We start from the raw sequence: 18,635 nt of genomic DNA, 5'->3' as shown, positions 1-18,635 counted from the left end.
GGAGGTGAGGTTTCCCTGGCGGGAAGCCGGATGGAAGGCTCACGGTGTGGAGGGGGGCTCGGGCGGCGGACGGGAGATCCACGCTGCGATGAAGAGGTCCAGGTCGCCGCGCAGCACGTCCTTCACGCGAGGAGTCCCAGCGCCTGTACGAGGGTCCTCCACGCGTGCGCCGCGAGCCACATAGTACCTTCGCGCCTCATCGGTGCTGGCCCCCTGGCCGGACACCACGCGCGTGGCAATGTCCTTCATCTCGTCCATTTCACCCGAGCCCGTCAGGGTGAGCACGCGGCCCGTGGAGGAGTCCTTCACAGTAACTTCTGTGCGGACGCGCTCCAGGAAAGCACCCTCGTGCTTCTTGACCGGGCGACCTTCCACCTCCAGAGCCTCGAGGTCCTCGGCCGCGCCACCTCGATGCACGCGGACGTAGGCGCGCTGACGCTTCTCATCCTCGATGCGCCGGTGCATGCCTGCTTCGCCAGCGAGGAATCCGTAGGCGCCGGGGCCCGCGATGCGCACCACCACGCGCGAGGGGCCCTCGGCTTCGGCTACCAGTATGGCCTCGTAGCCGCGCTTCTCCGCCCAGCCGAGGTACATGGTGGCCAGTTCCTGCACCCATGCGTCCTGTGCCTCCATTGACTCGCTGGCGCAGATGTCCACCAGGGCCTCATTGTCCTCTGCGGTGGCCCCAGAGGCGTGAAGGGCCTCGGCCATCTGCACCTCGCGAGCAACGTCCTCGACCTGTTTCGCCGCGGACGCAAGCTGCATCTCGTTCTTTGCCTCGCGAACCAGTCGGCGTGCGAAGGTTGCGGCCTGCTCCAGGCGCTCCAGCTCATTGATCTGGGCCTCCACCGTGCGGAATGCCCTCAGAGTGGTGGCAGCACGATCCGGGTCGTCCCACAGATTGGGGGCCTGGGTTTCCGCCAGGAGCTGGTTGCGCTTCTCCTCCAACTGGGGGCGGGCAGCGGAGACCGACAGGGCGCGGGCTCGGCCTACGAGCCGGTCCATCTCATGGAGCAGGGACTTGCGGTCCAGACGACGCTTGACGGCTGCGGCCTTGGGAGTCGGAAGGGAGAGCTGTGCCGTCGCCTCACGAGGAGGAGCCAATGGCTCGGCTACGGCCACCACCTTGCCACCAAGCCGAGCCTCCACACGCACGGGAGTTCCAGGCCGTAGGGGACGGCGGGCAATCTCCACCGCGAGCGCTGCGGTGAGCGTCTTCTCGATCTCTCGCTGCAGGTAGCGGGCACCGAACTGAGGTGAGTAGCCGCGCTCAACCAGCAGGTCGACCACCTCTGGAGTCACCTCGACATCCAGGGCTCGGGCACGGATACCTTCGCGCTCCAACACTCGACCCACCTCGCGCTGGGCGATCTTCCGGATCTCGACCTTGGTCAGTGGACGGAAGTGGCAGATGGCGTCAAAGCGGTTGAGGAACTCAGGGCGGAAGGCTTCACCGATGCGCCGGTCTACCTCGGGGATGAGCTCCTCGTCCCTCCGATTGACGGTGAAACCCATGCCCTTCTCTCGGTACACCTCGGCACCTACGTTGGAGGTGGCGACGATGAGCGTGTTGTTGCACGACACCGTCTCTCCGGCGCCATTGACGAAAGTGCCCTCATCGAAGAGCTGAAGGAAGCGGTCGTGCACGCTTCGCGCGGCCTTCTCGAACTCATCGAGGAGCAGCACAGTGAACACTTTGCCGTCGAGGAGGTTGGTCAGCTCGCCACGCTTCGTCTCCAGGGCAGGGGCCCAAGACGCGCCGAAAGGGACGCTCTCGTCGCCATCATTGGGGAAATCCGCCATGTTGAGGCGCACCAGCCTGTCGGCGGAGCCAAAGAGGTACTCCGCCAGCAACTTGGCGAGCTGGGTTTTGCCTACGCCTGTGGGGCCAGCGAAGAGGAACACACCCAGCGGGCGGCGCGGGTCATTCAGACCGGCCTTGAGCAGTGCCACGGAGCGCAGCACCGCGCTCACCGCGTCCGTCTGTCCGAGCAGCCGCTCCCCGAAGAAGCGCTCCGTCTCCTCCAGATCCAGTGGCATCGCGTCATCCACCACGAAGCGTGGCAGGCGTGTGGCAGCGCAGAAGCGGGTGAGGACATCCTCGGCTCCCACGCGGTCGCGGGCCGCACCGGCCGCTTCGGCCGCTGTCTCCTTGAGCAGTTCGATGGCCTTACGCGGCATGCGCTGGGCAAGGAGGAACTTGGCGGACAGGCGCAGCGCCAGATCGCACGCGGCCGGATCGATCGGTAGATGCATCTCGCGCTCGAGTTCCTCTGCCACTCGGCCCAGGATCCACCGGGAGCGCTCCAGGGGAGGCTCCTGCAGCGGAATGAGGTGGAGACGCTCGGCCAGGGCCTCATCCGCGCGCAGCAATTCCTGCACGCGCTTTGGCTCGGTCTCGAAGATGAAGCGGACACCTCCTGTGCGCAGGGCACGGATGGCCACGGGGGCGAGCGGCCCCCCGAGCGCCAGAGGTAGATCCCGGATGTAGACGATGGGGCACGGGTGTCGGCTGAGGTAGCTGAGCAGCTCCTCGAAGCTCTCGGCAGCCTGCCGCTGGGTGCTGCGCGCCAGGATGTTTGCGGCGGACACCTCGACCATACGGGCCTGGGTCAGCTCCGCATCCACACGGCCCTCGGCAATCCGGCGGGCCACTTCCTGGACGAGCGCGCTCTTTCCGACGCCCGGCTCACCCGAGAGCAGCGGGTGCTTGCCGCCTCGAGTCAGCAATCCCAGCACCTCCGCCACGGCGGAGTCCGCGCCGTGCGCGGGCGCAAGCTTGCCGTCACGCGCGAGCGCCGTGAGATCGCGGTCGATGAGTCTCTCGTTGTCCTCGCTCTTTCTCGTCGCCATGTTGAAACGCCCCCAACGCGAGGCACTCTAGCCTGCTGAACCGCAGTGGTGAGGGGGTAAACCGATACGGAAGGTGGAGGACTCGAACCTCAGACCGGGAGCCGGTCCGCACCCGCTAGCAACGGAGCCTGGTGCCATCACCAGTTCACACTTCCAGAAAACACGGAGCGGGGTGGAGTCGAACCACGGGCCCTTTGGACCCGCCTGGGTTCCAGCCAGGCCGCCGGCCACCCGGCAATCACGCTCCAGACGTCACACAGCGGAAGACAGGGGACTCGAACCCCAAGCGCTGAGCACTCGCACCGCTTTCGAGACGGGCCGCCGGCCTCCGGCGTTGGTCTTCCAGGAGAAGGTGCCGGCAGCAGCGGACCCGCCTGCCGGCGCGCGGGGAGGCTCTACGGGTGGGGGCCGCCTCTGGCGCACCCCCGCTCCACCGGGTGCTCCGTTCCGGGGCGGAGCGGTGGCGGGGATCACCTCTGGTGCCCCCCTTTTCCCGGGCCTCACTCCTCCAACTCCGTGTGCCAGTACGCGACATCGCGGAGGAACTTCCGCCACGAGATGGGCATGCCCTTCTCGTAGGTGAACGTGAAGTGCAGCGACTCCGGCAGCCGCTTGGGCTTCATCGGTGTGGTGCGCAGCAACATGCCAGCCTGTGCCGGAGTCCGGTTGCCCTTCTTCTGGTTGCAGGGCACACATGCGATCACCACGTTGTCCCAGGTCGTCTTGCCGCCCTGGGCGCGAGGAGTCACGTGGTCGTAAGTGGCCTCCGGACGAGACACCTTCTTGCCGCAGTACTGGCACTTGCAGCCGTCGCGCACATACACGTTGTCCCGGCTGAACTTGATGCCGCGATGCCGCTGTCGGAAGAAGCTCATGAAGCGGATGACGGACGGCATCTTCAACTCAAGGGTAACAGAGCGGACGAAGCGGTCCTCATACTCCTCGACCACCTCGACCTTGCCCTGCCAGATGAGCATCATCGCGCGCTGCCAGGGCACCCGCGCGACGGGCTCGTAGGCCTGGCTCAATACCAGCGTCTCCATGACACGGGTCCTTTCGGAGGAATGTCCGCGGCGAGCTTCGAACTCGCACCTGAGCTGGGTTTGAGCCAGCCGCCTCTCCCGATTGGGCTACGCGGACGGGGTTGGGAGCTTCGTGAAAGTGCCGCGGGCGGGAGTCGAACCCGCAACCTCTGTAGTCTGAGTACAGCGCCTCTACCAGGTTGGGCTACCGCGGCATGAAAAAGGGGAAGTGCCGGAAGAGGGAGTCGAACCCTCAAACCTCCAGACTCTCGATCTGGCGCCTCTACCAATTGGGCTACTCCGGCTCGAAGTACACGCCCTGGGGATCGAACCCAGCAAAGCCGGTATGTGAGACCGGTGCCGTCTCCAGCTGGCTCGGCGTGCATGAGAAGTTGCGGAGCAGGGAGTCGAACCCTGCAGCTCAGGCGTATGAGACCCGGTGGGGCGGCCGGCCCCTCTCCGCAGTTACGAGAAATGTCACATGTGCTCCCGGCAGGATTCGAACCTGCGACCGTGCGCTTAGGACGCGCCTGCTCTTCATCCTCTGAGCTACGGAAGCAACGAGTGCCCCTGGCAGGACTCGAACCTGCGGCCTCACGGGTCGGAACCGTGCGCTCTGGATCCACTGAGCTACAGGGACAAATCAAGAAGAAGCGGTCCCGGCAGGACTCGAACCTGCGACCCCACGGCTCGCAACCGTGTGCTCTCTTCCAACTGAGCTACGGAACCAAGGTGATACGGAAGTGGACCCGCCGGGATTCGAACCCGGGTCGCTCGGGTGCAAACCGAGCATTCTCCCGCTGAACTACGGGCCCATGGACTTCGACTGACTGAGTGGAGCCGCCGGGGATTGAACCCGGGACCTCTCGGATGCGAACCGAGCGCTCTCCCGCTGAGCTACGACCCCATGAAGCTGCCGGCGGGACTCGAACCCGCATGGTCCTGAGTGGCGCTCAGGTGCCTCACCTCTCGGCCACGGCAGCAGAAACTTCGGGACTGCGAGTGCCCTCGGTCGGGATCGAACCGACGACCTCCGGTTTACGAAACCGGCGCTCCACCAATTGAGCTACAAGGGCGTGGCAGGCCGCCAAGGAGTTGAACCTTGCCCGCCCGGATTTGGAGTTCGAGCTGCTCCCGGAGCGCGGCCTGCAAAGGGTGAAGAAGTGCCGTCCCCCGGAATCGAACCGGGTCCTCCTGCTCTTCAGACAGGCGCGCGAACCATCTACGCCAGGGCGGCAATGCGTTGCTGCGAGCGCTCCTGCAGGGAATCGAACCCTGTTCACGTGGTAGACGGCCACGCCGCGATCCAATCGCGTCCAAGAGCAAGGAAGTTGTCTGGAGAGAAACTCAGTCGGGGCACCTGGAATCGAACCAGGATTGCTCGCGTATCAGACGAGCGTCGTACCATTGGACCATACCCCGGTGGTGCTGCATGTCTGGGTGACAGGATTTGAACCTGCGACCTCACGGACCCGAACCGTGCGCTCTAGCCAAGCTGAGCTACACCCAGAGAAGAAGTCGGGATGACTGGATTCGAACCAGCGGCCTCGCGCACCCCAAGCGCGCGCTCTCATCCAAGCTGAGCTACATCCCGTTGAATCTGCTGCAAGTGCCTCGCACGGGAATCGAACCCGTCTTTCCACATTGAGAGTGTGGCGTCCTATGCCGATAGACGAGCGAGGCAGGAATTATCGAGAGGCCTGTGCGGGAGTCGAACCCGCCACCAGACGGTTTTGCAGACCGCCGCCACCCCAGGTGGAACAGGCCAGTTGGCTCGGCGGGAGGGACTCGAACCCTCAACCCCGCGGTTAACAGCCGCGTGCTCTGCCAGTTGAGCTACCGCCGAATGAGCACCGGGAGCAGGGGTCGAACCTGCACCTGCGGGGTCAGAGCCCGCCGTCCTGCCAATTAGACAATCCCGGTATGGTGAAGCGGGTGACGGGACTCGAACCCGTGTTGCCGGCATGGGAGACCGGAGTCTTGCCACTAGACGACACCCGCGTGTGCTGCGAGTACCCCCGGAGGGAATCGAACCCTCACCGTCCGCTTAAGAGGCGGATGCTCGACCAATGAGCTACGGAGGCGTTTGACCGCCCCCGTGCAAGCGGGCGGACGAACTTCACCACTGCGATTCAGTTGTCAGAGAACAAAGAACTGTCTTGGGAACTGCTGGGAGTGGGGACGCTGAGAGTCGAACTCAGTGGGCCGGCGATGCGGCGAAGGCTCTACAGGCCAGCGCGTCTCCCTAACGCTCTACATCCCCGTGAGGTGAAGCTCGGAAAACAGAGAGGCCGGGTCCCCTTTCGGGAGCCCGGCCTCTGAGTCGACGGCGCCTCGGGAGGGGAGGAGGCGTCGACATTCAGAAACCGGGTAGTCTGCCGCGATACCACTTGCGGGATCCGGCAGAGACCACCGGAGCGGCGACCAGGCGGGTGCACGGGAGCGGCTCGATGCAACCGGCAAAGTCGTCATGGTGCTTGGGGTTCATCGCGCTCTGCATCGTCACCGTCGCCATGGTCACCGCTCCTTTCAGCGAAAAAAGACGCGGCAATAAATGCTTCCTGACAGACACGTGGAGTTTCCACGTTCCCGCGCGGCGCAGGCCCGAGCTGTTCTTCGAAGCTCCCTCTTCAGGAGGGGCAGGCTCGAGCGGGAGAATGCAGACTCCCAATCAAGCTATACATAAGGAGGGATGAGCTCCCCCCGTTTCGAGCGATACCGGCGATGCCTTGCCGGGAAAAACAAAACGGCCCCGGAGCGCAGAGCTCCGAGGCCGTTTTCATGTGCCCATGGTGGGCGTCACCGAGTTCAGATTCACCATCGCGTCGCGCCGGGTACCGTGCTTCGCGAAGTCCTGGATGATGCAGGCCAGCGCGGCCCCGAGCAATCCGATGAGTGGTAGGTGGAGACCGCCCTCGCAGGTGGCCTGGCCCGCTTGATCCTCGGGGTCCGGGACGAAGCGCTCGTCCCAGCGCACCAGACCGAACGTGCCATCCCCTGAGAGTGCTCCGTGCACGAGTGCCTTGCCTGTCTGGCGCGCATAGTCACTGAGCACCTGGCGACTCTCCCGGTTGTCGAAGCAGTCAACGAGCAGATCTGCCCCGCCGCATAGCGCCGCGACATTGTCTCGGGTAAGCCGCACGCCGAAGGCTTCGGCCTTCACTCCGTGCAGGTTGAGGAGTTGGAGCTTCAAGGCCTCCGCCTTGTTCTTCCCTACCGAGGGCTTCACATAGGCCTGCGCGAGCAGGTTCTTGGATTCCACCCGGTCGAAGTCAACGAAGGCCAGTGTGGCCTCCAGATTGCGGCAGAGCACCGCCGCCGTGGAGCCGATGGCTCCCACTCCACAGAAGATGATGCGCATGGGAGCCTTCTCCATCAGGCGCCGAAGGGGACCTTCGGACGCAGGTAGATGCGGTCAGCGCCGTGCGGCCCGCGGAAGCGATCCACGACGTAGTTCTGGAAGGCGTCATCCCGCAGGTGGGCCAGATGCATCCCCGGAACGCCACCGGAACGCACGACCTCCACTGCGATGCGCCGTACGTCGATGTCCGACACGTGGCCGTCCAGTTCCACCGGCACATCTGCGGACATCCCGTCAAAGGTGATGTTGAGGGTCGTCATCGCCATCGCATCCTTTCACCTGGAGCGAAGCCACGATGTGCGGTCGGTCCAGGCGCCTGGGGACGTGGGACTCCCAGACTTCCTGACACTTGAGAGGTCCACGTCGAACGGGAGACGAGCAGGCGGCTATGCTTCGCGCCTATGAAATGGACACTTTCTGGCTTCAGAGTGGCGCTCTCCCTCCTGGCGATCCTGGGTGCCGGCCTGGCGGGGTGCAGCAGCGAGGACTCCCCTCCCGAGACTCCTTCGCACGAGAGCGTGTCGGTCACGTTCGATGTGGCCGTTCCCGCATATACCCCTTGCGGTGCCACTGTGACGGTCATCGGTAACGATCCAGCTCTTGGTGGCGGGAAGGCTCCGGGACTTGCGTTGACGCGTGACGCGGACGGGCACTACCGCGGCTCGGTCATGCTCCCTGCACGGAAGGTGGTCCGCTACAACTTCGTGCTGGTCCAGCCCGACGCGCAGGAGCCCATTGCGAGCCATACCTATACCGTCGAGGATCGTGGGAGCGCGGAGCTCCAGTGGACCGTCAGCAGCTGGTCTGTGGGAGCCGATGAGTCCAAGACTCCCATCACCTTCCAGGTTGCCGTTCCCAGTGACACGCCTGCGGAGTCGGAGATCTGGATCTCGGGCAACCAGCCGGAGCTGGGGACCTGGAACGGCGCTGGCATGAAACTGACGAAAGCTTCCTCCGGAAACAGCTACTGGACGTGCGTGGACTTTGCCAAGGGCACCAACCTGGAGTTCAAGGTCACCCGTGGCTCTTGGGCCACGGTCGAGAAGGACACTGAGGGCCGCGAGATCGACAACCACCTTCATGCCGTGACAGCGCCCGCCCAGGTGCAGGTTCAGGTGGGGAGTTGGGCTGATCTAGGGCCCGTTAATCCTCAGCCCGACACGCTGACCGGCAACATCCAGTACCACGACATTGATGGCTCTTCCGTGGGTCTCAAGAACCGCAAGCTCATCGTCTGGTTGCCTCCCCAGTACGAGGCCGAGACGAACCGCCAATTCCCCGTCCTCTATATGCACGATGGGCAGAACCTGATGAACGCCAAGACGGCGGCCTTCGGTGTCGAGTGGGGCGTGGATGAGACGGCCCAGCGGCTCGTCGAGGCGAAGCAGATGGAGCCCATCATCATCGTGGGTGTTTACAACACCGACGATCGCATCCCCGAGTATACACAGGCCCCAGACCCTGTTCGTGGGGGCGGCAAAGCGGATGATTACGGGCGCTTGATCGTGGAAATCGTCAAGCCGCTCATCGATTCAACCTACCGGACGAAGCCGGACGCCCAGTACACGGGCGTCGCTGGTTCATCGCTCGGAGGCCTCGTGTCCATGTATTTTGGCCTGACGCACTCGAGCACCTTCACGCGGCTAGGCGTTGTCTCTCCCTCGGTGTGGTGGGCGAACAAGGACATCGTGACACGTGTCAACAACCTCGCCGCTAAGCCGGCGCTGCGCATCTGGTTGGACATTGGAACCAATGAAGATGCTTCCGCAGCGGAGTCTCAGCAAACCGTGGACGATACACGTGAACTGCGGGACGCACTCGTCACCAAAGGCTGGGTGCTGGAGAACGACCTGAAGTACTTTGAGGCTGAGGGCGCCAGGCACAATGAAGCGGCCTGGGCTGCTCGGACAGAGCAGATCCTCGAGTTCTTGTACCCGTCTGTGCCTTGAGCAGGTGCAGCGAGAGGTGCGGCACAGGATAGAAGAGATGTCGGGGCTCGCGTATGTGCCTGTCAGACAGGTGCGACCCTCGCTCAGTCTGAAGGGCGAGTTCACCCCAGAGGAAGAACTCGCGGGACAGACCTCGGACGTTCCCGAGGTCCTTTCTCCCGAGACGCCCCTGTGTTGCGCCCGCTGCGGCCATGTCATTACCCACGAGCGTCACCGTGCTTCCGTCCTCGGTCGGCACGTCCACACGCGCGTCAACCCGTACGGGTTCGTCTTCCACTTCGGATGCTTTGCCGAAGCGGAGGGCTGCCTTGTTATGGGGCCTCCTACGTCCGAGGACTCGTGGTTCGCGGACTACTCATGGGAGTACGCTCATTGTGGCGCGTGCCATGCCCATCTCGGGTGGGCGTTTCATGGTGAGGGGAGCTTCTTCGGGCTCGTTCTGGACCGGCTCACTGCGCCTCACTGACAGCATCACCAGGGGGGGACGGCTCCATGCCTGGAGTCCAGGCGTACAGTCCCGTCCTATGCATCAGGTAGAGCATGCACGAGGTGACCTGATGGGTATAGATTGAGGGTAGGACGGTGGCGAATGGAACTCAGACCTCTACATGGCTGGGATGTGACTCCTCAAGAAGCGGTGGCGCTGCAGAACTCTCTGCGTGAGCGACTCGTGCTGCGGCCTCCAGCGGATTGGAAGGTCTCTCGGATCGCAGGTGCGGACATCTCTACCGAACGAGGTAATGACCTGGGGTTCGGGGGGCTCGTCATCCTCGACGCCGATTCACTGACCTCTGTTGCGCAGGAAGGGGCGGCTGTTCCGCTCCGGTTCCCTTATGTGCCTGGACTGCTCTCGTTCAGGGAACTGCCGGTGCTCGCTGCGGCCTGGAGGAAGCTGACGCAGGCGCCGGATCTCCTCGTTTTTGATGGGCAGGGAATTGCCCATCCGCGCCGCCTTGGGTTGGCCTCCCATGGGGGATTGCTCTTTGGCGTGCCCTCGATTGGATGCGCCAAGTCGCTCCTGGTGGGCACTCATGGGCCCTTGGGTGAGGAGCGTGGCTCGACAGCGGAGCTCCGCCATCGAGGCGAGGTGGTTGGCATGGCCGTGAGGACTCGTCGAGGTGTCAGCCCCGTCTACGTCTCTCCTGGACACTTGATGGATCTCCAGACGGCAGTGGAGTGGGTTCTTCGCTTGAGCCCTCGCTACCGTGAGCCGGAGACGACTCGCCGTGCGCACCGTTTCGTCAATGCTCTGCGTCGCGAGTCTCATGAGCCCACACTCCGAACGGGGACAGCTCAGTCGTGACTCGATGAAATGAAGAGCGCCACCACCCCAGGAGTGCCTGGAGTGGTGGCGCCATGTTGGCTCAGGCCACCTTCAGCAGCGGGGTCCGCATCACCCGCTCGACCCAGCCGGACTGGCTGGCACCGGGTGCCGTCGGCGCGTCCATCAGCGCCTTCAGCACTCGGGGGACCTGGTAGGGGTCCGCGAACTGGTCCACCAACACCTCGCTGAACGGCACCCGAAGCTGCCCTGCGCACGTCCGCACGGTGTTACCCCGGGTGCTCGCCACGCTCACCAACAGCGCCATTGCCGCCGGCATGAAGCCGCACTCGCGGAACGCCCGGGCGAACTGGTCACCCGCCTCGCCCGCCTCGTCGCCCACGACGATGACGATGAGCTTCGCCTCCCCCGGCACCTTCACACCGTCCCGGTGCAACGCGTGCACCGCGGCAGCATGCGTCGTGCCACCCGACGCCTTGATGCCCTGCAGCATGTGCTGCACCGCCATGCGGCTGGACGCCTTCGGCTTGAGCACCGTGCCCACCGTGTCGAACGACGCGATGTGCAGCTTGTCCATCGGGAAGCCCGCGAGGATGCGAGCCAGCGCCTCCTTGGACTGCTCGATGGCGCCCTCCATGGAGCCAGACTTGTCGATGAGGAACATCACCCGCACGTCCGTCTCCGCAGTGGCCTCAGCCACGGCCTGCCGAGCCGCATTGTCGCTCGCCTCCTCGAGCTTCTCGCGCAGCTCCTTGCTCCGCACGTTCTTCACGATGTGCAGCGCCCGCTGGTCGGTCGCCGTCTGCACGGCCTTCTCCCAGCGCGCCCGGATGGTCGGCTCCGACAACAGGCCCAGCTCCTCCATCGTCGGCGTCATCATCCGCAGGTCACGGTCGGACAGAGACGGCAGCAGCGCCACCATGATGGCCGGCGTGAGCCCCACGTCCTTCGGCAAGCGGCCCACCACCTCCTTGAAGGAGAGCCGATCCGTCTCGATCCACTCGCAGATCTCTGCCTCAGAGAGCCCGTCGAAGCGCTCGCGCTTCACCAGCTGCAGCCCCTCGAGACCCACCGCACGGTGGCCCCCCGTGGACTGCTTCTGCTTCCAGCCGAGCACCTCGAAGAACGCCTGCGACTCCGGCTTATAGCCGACCTTGCGGGCGAGCTTCTTCAGCGTCTCCTTGTAGCCGGCCTTCACCAGACCCTCGAGCATGGGCAGGTTCTTCTCTCGCGCCTGCAGCCACTTCTCCGCCACACGCTTCCATCGGCCCATGGGCGGACGCTTCGAGCCCGGGTCACCGAACCCTGCCTCCCGGTTGAGGCGCGCGATCTCCGGCGTCTCAAGCAGCTCGGCCACCCGCAGCACCGCCTTGGGCGTGAGCATGCGCGTGGACTTGCGCTCGTAGTGGAGGATCATCGCCTCACCGATGGCCCGGTGGTCGTCGTCGTAGAAGGCGACGCTGCCGTCGTTCTCTCGCACGGGCTGGCCCGCATGCCCCTGCACCAGCATCAGTGCGCAGGTGGCCACCTTCAGGTCACGCCAGTCCGTCTGCGTGAGCGCGTAGGACGCGAAGTGCGCCATCAGGTCCGTGTTGAGCTTGTAGATGTCCAGGATCTGCCGGTACAGCTTCACCGCCGCAGGCACGAAGAGGCCCGGGCTCACTCGCTTCGCATGCGGCGAGATCGTCGCCTTGCCGCGAGGAGCAGGCTGCCAGACGCCGTTGGCGTCCAGTCCGGGCCGGTTGTGCCACAGGTGTGCGGAGCCGTTGAGCACGAGCTCGAGCAGCCGCTCGGCGGGCCCGCGCTGCGCCTCCGGAATCATAGGGGTGTTCTGCTTCGTCGTCATGGTCCCCTCCGGGATCGTGTTGCGGGTGAGACAGTTGAAGCAGGCACTGCGAGCAGTACCCGCCTTGAGTGAAGTGAGTTGATCGGGAAAAGGTGCGCCCGAGTGGCGAAGCCACTGGACCCTTTCGAAGGGAGCGCTCTCCCAACTGAGCTACGGGGCCATGGAATGACCCCGGCGGGAATCGAACCCGCGACCTCTCGTTTGCTTGTAGGGCCTCGTCGGCCGGGCGCGAAATCGAATGGAGTACCGCTCAGGAGAAGACCGACACGTCTCCGTGGACCGGGAACAACGCTACGTCCTTGCCTCTGCGGTACGATTGCCTCGCAGGCACCGAGACGAGCTCCCAGGAGGGGAGCACCACTGCGGTGAGCGAGTGGCCGTACACACAGCCCGTGTCGATGCCCACCGCATGCTCGGTGATGAGCGGCTTGTCGAACACCGTGTGTCCGAAGATGACCCGCTCAGGGCCCTTCCAGTGGTGGGTCCAGAACCGGTGCGTCTCTGGCGCCTTGGAGGGCCAGAAGCTCTTGGTCTCCGGTGGATTGATGCACTGGGCGTGGAGCAGGTGGTACGGATCCTGTCCCTGGATGGGCTTCCCGGGCATCAGGCCGGCATGCACCACGACGGCGTTGTGCTCGGGCAGGCGGATGTAGAGCGGAAGCCGGGCGAAGTAGTCCAGGTGCTCGGGCTCGAGCACGCGGCGCGTCTCCAGGTGATCCGGTGACAGGCGGTCATCCGGACGGCGGCGCTGCTGGAGGTGCTTCTCTTCGTGATTGCCCTGGATGGCTTCGTACCGCATGGCCAGCTCCACGCACTCGCGCCGCTTGGGGCCTCGGTCCACGAGATCTCCCGCGAAGATGATGCGGTCGCTGGAGGTGGCGCCCACCTTGTCGAGCAGCTCGATGGCCTCGTCGTAACAGCCATGGAGGTCGCCAATGACGATGGTGCGGGGAGACATGGAACAACACCTCGAAAGTAGGAGCGCCCGAGTGAGGAAGCCGTGAGTTGCGCTGAATTCACGGTTCAGTGTCGGGACCGTCCGACGTCATCCCCATCAGAAATTGGGGATGGGTGGAATCGAACCACCGTTGCTTGTAAGGCCTCTTCGGCCAGGCGCTTGAAATCGTTGCCGGCAGGGACGCCTCCTCTCCCCATTCCTGACCTCGGGATTTTGCCCGCTTTCTCGGGGAGCAGCCCGCCAGGCTCCCTTGAAAAAGCCTCGTCGGGTTCTGTCAGGAAGCCTGAAATGCTCCGTCCCACCTTCTGATGCCCCCCCTACCTGTCCGTTCAGAAGCGATGGGGGAGCGCGTCATCGGAGGACGCCTGAGGATGCCATCGTGGTACCTTGCCGAGCCGTGGATGCGAGCCCACCCCGCCAGGTGGGTAAGCCTTGAACCCCTCGGCACAACCAGGTTCCTCCGGTGTACGACCAGCTCACGGATGACGAATTGTTCGCGGAAGTGGCCCAGCGCCGCTCCGCTGGCGAGCCTTTCAGCAACCCCCTGGGTAGCCTCGTCCAGCGGTGGAGTCGTCCCGCCAAGTACGTCATTGGCAAGATCCAGGCCAGTTATGGCCGTGGCTCGCCCGCAGATGCGGACGAGCTCTACCAGGATGCGGTGGGGAAGTTCATCAACCGAGGCCTGGAGCAGTTCCGCGGCATTTCCGAGCACATGCCCGGTAAGGCAGCTTCCCCCAAGACGTTCTTCCTGCGCATCGTCAAGCATGTCGCCATCGACTTCTACCGGCGGCAGCGCGAGGACCTGGCCCCTGCGCCCAGCGACCCCGATGACGTCATGGAAGAGCCTCCTTCCCAGGTGGGTCTCGCCGTGGATGCGGCCCGACGTGCCCAGGAACGCTCGGAGGCTCAAGAGTCCTACTGGGCTGCGTTCGCCCGGCTCCAAAAGGAGCACCCCAAAGAGGCTGGAGCATGGGACCTGTACCACCACCAGGACGTGGAGGATCACGAGGAATGCGCCCGTCTTCTGCAAATAACCGTGGTCAACTCCTACAAGCGTGTCAGTCGCGCTCAGGCCTACCTCAGGCTGTATCTGCTCGAGATCAAGCAGACGGTCGCCGAGGAGGCAGAGGAGTGAGCCCTCGAATCACCCCCTTTCCCTGGCGAGGTTCTCGATGAGCGACGCACTCTCCCGTTATCAGGCCCAGCGGCATCAACTTTCAGCTTCATCCTCCGTGGGAGGTACGCTCGAAGCAGCAGGAGCTCTCCTCCGGCGGAGCTCGCGAGTTGGAGTCGAAGGTGTGGAGCCCGCCCTTCGTGGCCTGACCCGATCGCAGATCGAGACATGGCTCCAGAGCCTGAAACCCGCGGAGCTGAGAGCCACGCTCCTCAAGGCCGCGGAAGAAGCAGTCGAGGCCGCACTGGGGGAGGGAGAGGAATCCGAGTTGTGGCGCAGTTCGGCGATGGAAGGATTGAGCGCTCGAGATCGCGCTGCCTCCGCCGCCCACGCCCTCGGACAGTGGGAGGCGCTCCAGGGGCCCCTCGATGGGGTGGCGGCGCAACGCAGGACCGAGTTTCTTCAATCTCTCGGGAAGATGGATGCCGCGCTCCGCCCGAGAGCCCGCTGGTTCATCCCCTTGAACCCGCAGCGCAGAGACGAGCGCGACCTGCTCGATCCCAACGAGCGAATTCAGGCCTGGTGGTTCTCCGCCCGGGCCGACTGCGATGACCTGGTGGCCACTTGGACGCAGCAGCCCCGGTCTCTTTCTCCCCACCTCCAGAGCTGTGCCGAATGCCGCGAGGATCTCGCGGATACCGCGGTCGTCGATCAGCCGCCACGTCGACACTTGAGCGCCGATGACCTCTGGCGCTTCGATGTCGGGCTCATGTCCGAGGACGAGCGCGCTCGCGTGGATGCGCATACTGCGAGCTGCTCGGACTGTGCCCAGGCTGTGCTAGCTCTCCAAGAGGGAGATACTGCCATCGACGAGGCACTCGAGATGGAAGCCGAGGGCGCCGAGGGGCTTGCGGCTCGTACGTCCCGCGCTCCCGTGCCACGCCGGCCAGGTGCCCGTCACCCCGAGCAGCGTGAAGTGCTGGAGGAGCGGCGCGACTTCCGCGTGCTCCTCGTTCGCGAGCGCCAGCGTGTGAGGCTCTTGGTGCAGCCCCTCTCCGGCCGCACCGTCGCTGCCGCCGTGTTCCTCACTCCCGGCAAGCCCTCGCTCAAGCCCTCCCAAGGGCCCGAGGGCATTTCCTTCGATCTGGGCGCCGAGGGTGGTGGCGCGCGCTCGGCTCACCTCACCGTCCAGGCGGGCGGTGAGACCCTGGAGCGCGACTTCTCCTACTGACGGAGCGTCCCGGCCTGCATCGCGTCCCGGGGCGCCATCGGTGGCCTCGGCGGCGGGAGTCCTCCCAGTGGCGGGACCCGCCGGAAGCCATTGCCCAGGAGGGCCAGGGACAGCTGCAGCGCCAGAGGCTTGCTGCTGAGCGCCGCGCCACACACGTCGAGTCGATCGGTCTTCCGCAGGCCCTCGACTCGCTGATAGCGGAAGCAGTTGGGATCCTCATTGTAGTCCGCGACGCGCATCATGTCGCGCTCGAGGATGCCCCACTTCATGCTCAGACGCTCCGGATCCAGCTGGATGTTCACAGGGTCAATGCCCCACGAGCCCTCGATGATCGTCCGCGTCCCTTCCGTCCTCACCTTCAGCGCCACCGGCCGCTGCTCGAACGTCCCGATCACCTCGTTGCCTCGCTCCGTGAGCTCCTCGTCGAGGATGTTCCGCCAGATGCCGTCATTGCCGCGCGTGTAGCTCTTGTCCATGTTCACGCGGCCCAGGTTGAACCAGATGTCTCCCACCTTGCCCGTGGCGAGCTGTTTCTCGCGAGGCGTTGGCGTGGCCAATGTCTCTTCCAGCCCGCGAGGGCCTCCCTGAGAGGTGGGCGGGCGCGCCGCGAGCAGATCCGTCACAGGTACGGTGCGATCCACGATCTCGAAGCGCACCCCGTCCAGCCATGCCTGCCCCGTACCGCTCAACAGCAACCCCGCCATGACCGCAGAGGACTCTGGAGGCACGTCCAGCACCACCTCGTACCGCTTGCACTCCGTGTTCCCCGTCAGCGCTCGGGACTGCATGTTGTCGAAGCCCAGCGGGCTCTTCGGATCCGAGCCCTCCACGCGCATCCACAACCCCGCCCAGCCACTCACGTCCTTGACGCGCACCATGGCCGAAAAGCGCAGCCGCTTGCCGCGGAAGTCCTGGGCGCCAAACGCTTGCATGAACGTGCCATAGCCCGGCGACGTCTCCGTACGCGAGCGTAGGGACGCACTCCGCGTGCCCTCGCATGGCGAGTTCGTGTCCACTCCCGCCTCGTACAGGTTGGGCGCGCTCTGCGTCACGAACCAGCCCACCGGCAGGTTCTTCGAATCTCCGAGTGTGGACGTCAGGGGCTCGTCGGCTCGCGCCATCCCCGCTCCCAGCAGCAGCAACACCAGGAGCGCGCGGAGGTGTCTCATCCAACTTGTCATGGCGCGGCTCCTCACAGCGACGCGGGCCGGGAGGGTAGTGTCCCCGATGGAAGTCCCGTGTTGCCCTCGTAGCGAGGCACCTCACCCATGCCGAGCGGGTACTGCACCAGCAGCCCTCGAGCCGCCGCCGCCTCGGCACAGGACTCCTGCGTGGTGAGATCCGGGCAGGCCACCACCGCGCCATGTAGCTCCGTGGGGAGCTCCAACGTGAGCTCCGCCGGGCTCGTAGGCACAGGCCGCGACACCGGCTTGGGGTGCGACACCATCAGCGCGAGCGCCGCCGCTGCCGCCAAGGCGGGTCCCGCCACCAGCGCCGTAACCCGTCCCACCCTCCAGCGCGCCGGGCGTACGATGTTGTCCTCTCGAGGGACTGTACTGGCTACTTCGCGCAACTGCTCCTCGAGCAGCGCCTCCTGCTGCAACAGCCGGGCGCATGCGTCGCAGACCAGCGTGTGCGCCTCGAGTTTGCGCTCGAGTTCAGGGGCCAGCGCACCCAGGATGTATTGCTCCGCGTCAGACGGAGTCAGGTGCGAATCAGACATGGTTCTCCTCCTCGAGCGCGGTCCGCAGCTTCTTGCGCACCTCGCACAGGATCTGTCGCACGCGCTGCACGGACAGGCCGACACGCGCCGCGACTTCGGCATGGGGTAGTTCCTGGCCATCACAGGCCAGGAGGAACACGGTGCGGGCACTCTGCGAGCACCCCTCAAGGGCTTGATGGGCTCGCGACAGCTGCTCCTCCGACAGGAGCCGACGCTCCGCGGACACCGAAGGGTCCACCGGGTGCTGCCGCTCGGGCAGCTCCTCCACGTTGCCCGCAATGGCTTCACGCCGGTTGCGCCGGGCATCGTCCGCGGCCAGGAAGGCCGCCTGGGTGAGCGCGAGATTCGGCAGGCGCAGCTCCGTCAGCAGCCCTCGCTGCTGTTGTTGGATGAGCCGCGTCCAGGCCTCCTGGGCAAGCTCATGGGCCCGGTCCGCCCGGATCCCCTTCGCCAACAGCGATACCACGACCCGACGGTGGTGGCGCGCGATGAGCGCATCCCAGGCCCGCCGGTCCCCTGCCAAGGCCCTCTGGGAGAGTTCGTCCTCCCCCGTCCGGTCCTTCTCGGCAGCCTGCTCGGCGTCCTCTCGCTGTCGGCCAATCATCGGCAAGCCCTGAACAGCTGCTCCCACCATCGTTTCTTCCTGTGTTTTCGGTGGTCTCCCAGAGCCTGACTCCTCCCTGGTGCCTCCGAAAACGTCCGGCCTCTCCAGGCATATCGGACAGAATGGATGGGGATGTAGGGCAAGGTGAGTTTCTAGTTGACAGCAGGGCTCTCGCCCGAGGCCCAGGGAAGGGTGGAGATGCGGACGACCCCCTGGGCCCGCGCGCAGACCTGGTTCTCGCCGTCCAGCACCCGGGCTGAGGCGAAGAGGGTGTTCTTGCCGTAGGAGTCGATCTCCGCCTCGGCGCGCACCGTCTTTCCCGTGAGCGGGCGCTGGAAGCTCATGGAGAGCTGCAGCGTGGCGCAGCGCCGCGTGGGATCCAACAGCGCCGGCGTGCAGCCAATCACCAGGTCGAACAGGGCCGCGATGATGCCGCCGTTGATGGCCGAGGTACCCAGGCCGCCCAGGTGCTGAGGGCCGACCTCCGGGATGCTCACGACGACCTTGCGGCCTTCGGGAAACGAGACGCGGCATCCCAGGAAACTCAGCGTCTGGCTCTTGTTGAACAGCTCCGCGTAGCGATCGAGCTGCTCCTGCGTGGGGCGGGACGGGGTGTCGGACATGAGCCACCACTCTATTCGAGCCGGGCCTGACCTGTCAGAAGCAGGCTGTGCGAGCAGCCTGCCACTCTC

The 18,635-nt window shown here is 65.1% G+C and carries 15 protein-coding genes and 21 tRNA genes; 4 read left to right on the top strand and 32 right to left on the bottom strand.

Going from position 1 to position 18,635, the window contains the following annotated elements:
• Positions 1–39 precede the first annotated feature (39 nt).
• The 26 genes from KY501_RS24770 to KY501_RS24645 all read right to left on the bottom strand — a co-directional run bounded on the left by KY501_RS24770 (position 40) and on the right by KY501_RS24645 (position 7,496).
• On the bottom strand, positions 40–2,853 hold the full coding sequence (locus tag KY501_RS24770; protein WP_224365765.1) for an AAA family ATPase: 2,814 nt from the start codon (positions 2,851–2,853) through the stop codon (positions 40–42).
• Between the two features lie 500 nt (positions 2,854–3,353).
• Positions 3,354–3,896 carry an HNH endonuclease gene (locus KY501_RS24765; protein ID WP_224365763.1) on the bottom strand — a complete coding sequence of 181 codons (543 nt, stop codon included), beginning with the start codon at positions 3,894–3,896 and terminating at the stop codon, positions 3,354–3,356.
• A 22-nt stretch (positions 3,897–3,918) separates the two neighbouring features.
• Positions 3,919–3,993 (bottom strand) — tRNA-Leu (locus KY501_RS24760).
• A 22-nt stretch (positions 3,994–4,015) separates the two neighbouring features.
• Positions 4,016–4,090 (bottom strand) — tRNA-Leu (locus KY501_RS24755).
• Positions 4,091–4,105: 15 nt separating this feature from the next.
• Positions 4,106–4,180: transfer RNA gene (locus KY501_RS24750), tRNA-Leu, on the bottom strand.
• 179 nt (positions 4,181–4,359) lie between these two features.
• Positions 4,360–4,434 (bottom strand) — tRNA-Arg (locus KY501_RS24745).
• A gap of 6 nt (positions 4,435–4,440) precedes the next feature.
• Positions 4,441–4,515: transfer RNA gene (locus KY501_RS24740), tRNA-Arg, on the bottom strand.
• Positions 4,516–4,529: 14 nt separating this feature from the next.
• Positions 4,530–4,604, bottom strand: a tRNA-Arg gene (locus tag KY501_RS24735).
• Positions 4,605–4,619: 15 nt separating this feature from the next.
• Positions 4,620–4,690 (bottom strand) — tRNA-Ala (locus KY501_RS24730).
• A gap of 20 nt (positions 4,691–4,710) precedes the next feature.
• Positions 4,711–4,782, bottom strand: a tRNA-Ala gene (locus tag KY501_RS24725).
• Between the two features lie 4 nt (positions 4,783–4,786).
• Positions 4,787–4,858: transfer RNA gene (locus KY501_RS24720), tRNA-Gly, on the bottom strand.
• Positions 4,859–4,878: 20 nt separating this feature from the next.
• Positions 4,879–4,951, bottom strand: a tRNA-Thr gene (locus KY501_RS24715).
• 88 nt (positions 4,952–5,039) lie between these two features.
• A tRNA-Phe gene (locus KY501_RS24710) sits at positions 5,040–5,112 on the bottom strand.
• Between the two features lie 114 nt (positions 5,113–5,226).
• Positions 5,227–5,297: transfer RNA gene (locus KY501_RS24705), tRNA-Ile, on the bottom strand.
• A 13-nt stretch (positions 5,298–5,310) separates the two neighbouring features.
• Positions 5,311–5,385 (bottom strand) — tRNA-Pro (locus KY501_RS24700).
• An 8-nt stretch (positions 5,386–5,393) separates the two neighbouring features.
• Positions 5,394–5,469 (bottom strand) — tRNA-Pro (locus KY501_RS24695).
• A 16-nt stretch (positions 5,470–5,485) separates the two neighbouring features.
• Positions 5,486–5,558, bottom strand: a tRNA-Glu gene (locus KY501_RS24690).
• Positions 5,559–5,571: 13 nt separating this feature from the next.
• A tRNA-Cys gene (locus tag KY501_RS24685) sits at positions 5,572–5,642 on the bottom strand.
• 3 nt (positions 5,643–5,645) lie between these two features.
• Positions 5,646–5,721: transfer RNA gene (locus KY501_RS24680), tRNA-Asn, on the bottom strand.
• 5 nt (positions 5,722–5,726) lie between these two features.
• Positions 5,727–5,798: transfer RNA gene (locus KY501_RS24675), tRNA-Gln, on the bottom strand.
• Between the two features lie 7 nt (positions 5,799–5,805).
• Positions 5,806–5,876: transfer RNA gene (locus KY501_RS24670), tRNA-Gly, on the bottom strand.
• Positions 5,877–5,888: 12 nt separating this feature from the next.
• Positions 5,889–5,959: transfer RNA gene (locus KY501_RS24665), tRNA-Lys, on the bottom strand.
• A 92-nt stretch (positions 5,960–6,051) separates the two neighbouring features.
• A tRNA-Tyr gene (locus KY501_RS24660) sits at positions 6,052–6,138 on the bottom strand.
• A 96-nt stretch (positions 6,139–6,234) separates the two neighbouring features.
• A complete protein-coding gene (locus KY501_RS24655) occupies positions 6,235–6,390 on the bottom strand; it encodes a hypothetical protein (RefSeq protein ID WP_224365761.1) in 156 nt (51 codons plus the stop codon).
• 264 nt (positions 6,391–6,654) lie between these two features.
• Positions 6,655–7,236 carry a HesA/MoeB/ThiF family protein gene (locus KY501_RS24650; protein ID WP_224365759.1) on the bottom strand — a complete coding sequence of 194 codons (582 nt, stop codon included), beginning with the start codon at positions 7,234–7,236 and terminating at the stop codon, positions 6,655–6,657.
• A gap of 14 nt (positions 7,237–7,250) precedes the next feature.
• Complete coding sequence (locus KY501_RS24645) at positions 7,251–7,496, bottom strand: hypothetical protein (RefSeq protein ID WP_224365757.1); 246 nt, start codon at positions 7,494–7,496, stop codon at positions 7,251–7,253.
• A gap of 168 nt (positions 7,497–7,664) precedes the next feature.
• On the opposite strand from KY501_RS24645, the gene KY501_RS24640 reads away from it, so the two are divergent.
• Both KY501_RS24640 and nfi read left to right on the top strand, forming a co-directional pair.
• On the top strand, positions 7,665–9,185 hold the full coding sequence (locus KY501_RS24640; protein WP_224365755.1) for an alpha/beta hydrolase-fold protein: 1,521 nt from the start codon (positions 7,665–7,667) through the stop codon (positions 9,183–9,185).
• 589 nt (positions 9,186–9,774) lie between these two features.
• Positions 9,775–10,488: a deoxyribonuclease V gene (nfi, locus tag KY501_RS24635; RefSeq protein WP_224365753.1), complete on the top strand. Its 714-nt coding sequence runs from the start codon at positions 9,775–9,777 to the stop codon at positions 10,486–10,488.
• Positions 10,489–10,549: 61 nt separating this feature from the next.
• Here nfi and KY501_RS24630 read toward each other — a convergent pair whose 3' ends face one another.
• Both KY501_RS24630 and KY501_RS24625 read right to left on the bottom strand, forming a co-directional pair.
• Positions 10,550–12,313 carry a vWA domain-containing protein gene (locus KY501_RS24630; RefSeq protein WP_224365751.1) on the bottom strand — a complete coding sequence of 588 codons (1,764 nt, stop codon included), beginning with the start codon at positions 12,311–12,313 and terminating at the stop codon, positions 10,550–10,552.
• A 250-nt stretch (positions 12,314–12,563) separates the two neighbouring features.
• On the bottom strand, positions 12,564–13,271 hold the full coding sequence (locus tag KY501_RS24625; RefSeq protein ID WP_224365749.1) for a metallophosphoesterase: 708 nt from the start codon (positions 13,269–13,271) through the stop codon (positions 12,564–12,566).
• 463 nt (positions 13,272–13,734) lie between these two features.
• Between KY501_RS24625 and KY501_RS24620 the strand changes: the two genes are divergently transcribed.
• Positions 13,735–14,406 carry an RNA polymerase sigma factor gene (locus tag KY501_RS24620; RefSeq protein WP_224365747.1) on the top strand — a complete coding sequence of 224 codons (672 nt, stop codon included), beginning with the start codon at positions 13,735–13,737 and terminating at the stop codon, positions 14,404–14,406.
• Between the two features lie 37 nt (positions 14,407–14,443).
• Positions 14,444–15,616, top strand: coding sequence for an anti-sigma factor family protein (locus KY501_RS24615; protein ID WP_224365745.1), 1,173 nt, complete (start codon positions 14,444–14,446; stop codon positions 15,614–15,616).
• Here KY501_RS24615 and KY501_RS24610 read toward each other — a convergent pair.
• From KY501_RS24610 to KY501_RS24595, 4 genes are all read right to left on the bottom strand, one after another.
• The gene (locus KY501_RS24610) at positions 15,610–16,797 is read right to left on the bottom strand and encodes an AraC family transcriptional regulator (protein ID WP_224365743.1); all 1,188 of its coding nucleotides are present in this window, start codon (positions 16,795–16,797) and stop codon (positions 15,610–15,612) included. The two genes, KY501_RS24615 and KY501_RS24610, sit on opposite strands and share 7 nt — an antisense overlap.
• A gap of 11 nt (positions 16,798–16,808) precedes the next feature.
• Positions 16,809–17,339, bottom strand: a complete 531-nt coding sequence (locus KY501_RS24605) for an anti-sigma factor (protein WP_224365742.1) — start codon at positions 17,337–17,339, stop codon at positions 16,809–16,811.
• A complete protein-coding gene (locus KY501_RS24600; RefSeq protein WP_224365741.1) occupies positions 17,332–17,973 on the bottom strand; it encodes an RNA polymerase sigma factor in 642 nt (213 codons plus the stop codon). Before KY501_RS24600 ends, KY501_RS24605 begins: the two co-directional genes overlap by 8 nt.
• Before the next feature lie 122 nt (positions 17,974–18,095).
• Positions 18,096–18,566, bottom strand: coding sequence for a PaaI family thioesterase (locus tag KY501_RS24595; RefSeq protein WP_224365740.1), 471 nt, complete (start codon positions 18,564–18,566; stop codon positions 18,096–18,098).
• Between the last annotated feature and the right edge of the window lie 69 nt (positions 18,567–18,635).

Source organism: Hyalangium versicolor (assembly GCF_020103695.1).
GTDB lineage: Bacteria > Myxococcota > Myxococcia > Myxococcales > Myxococcaceae > Hyalangium > Hyalangium versicolor.
This window is presented reverse-complemented; position numbering and strand designations above follow the sequence as displayed.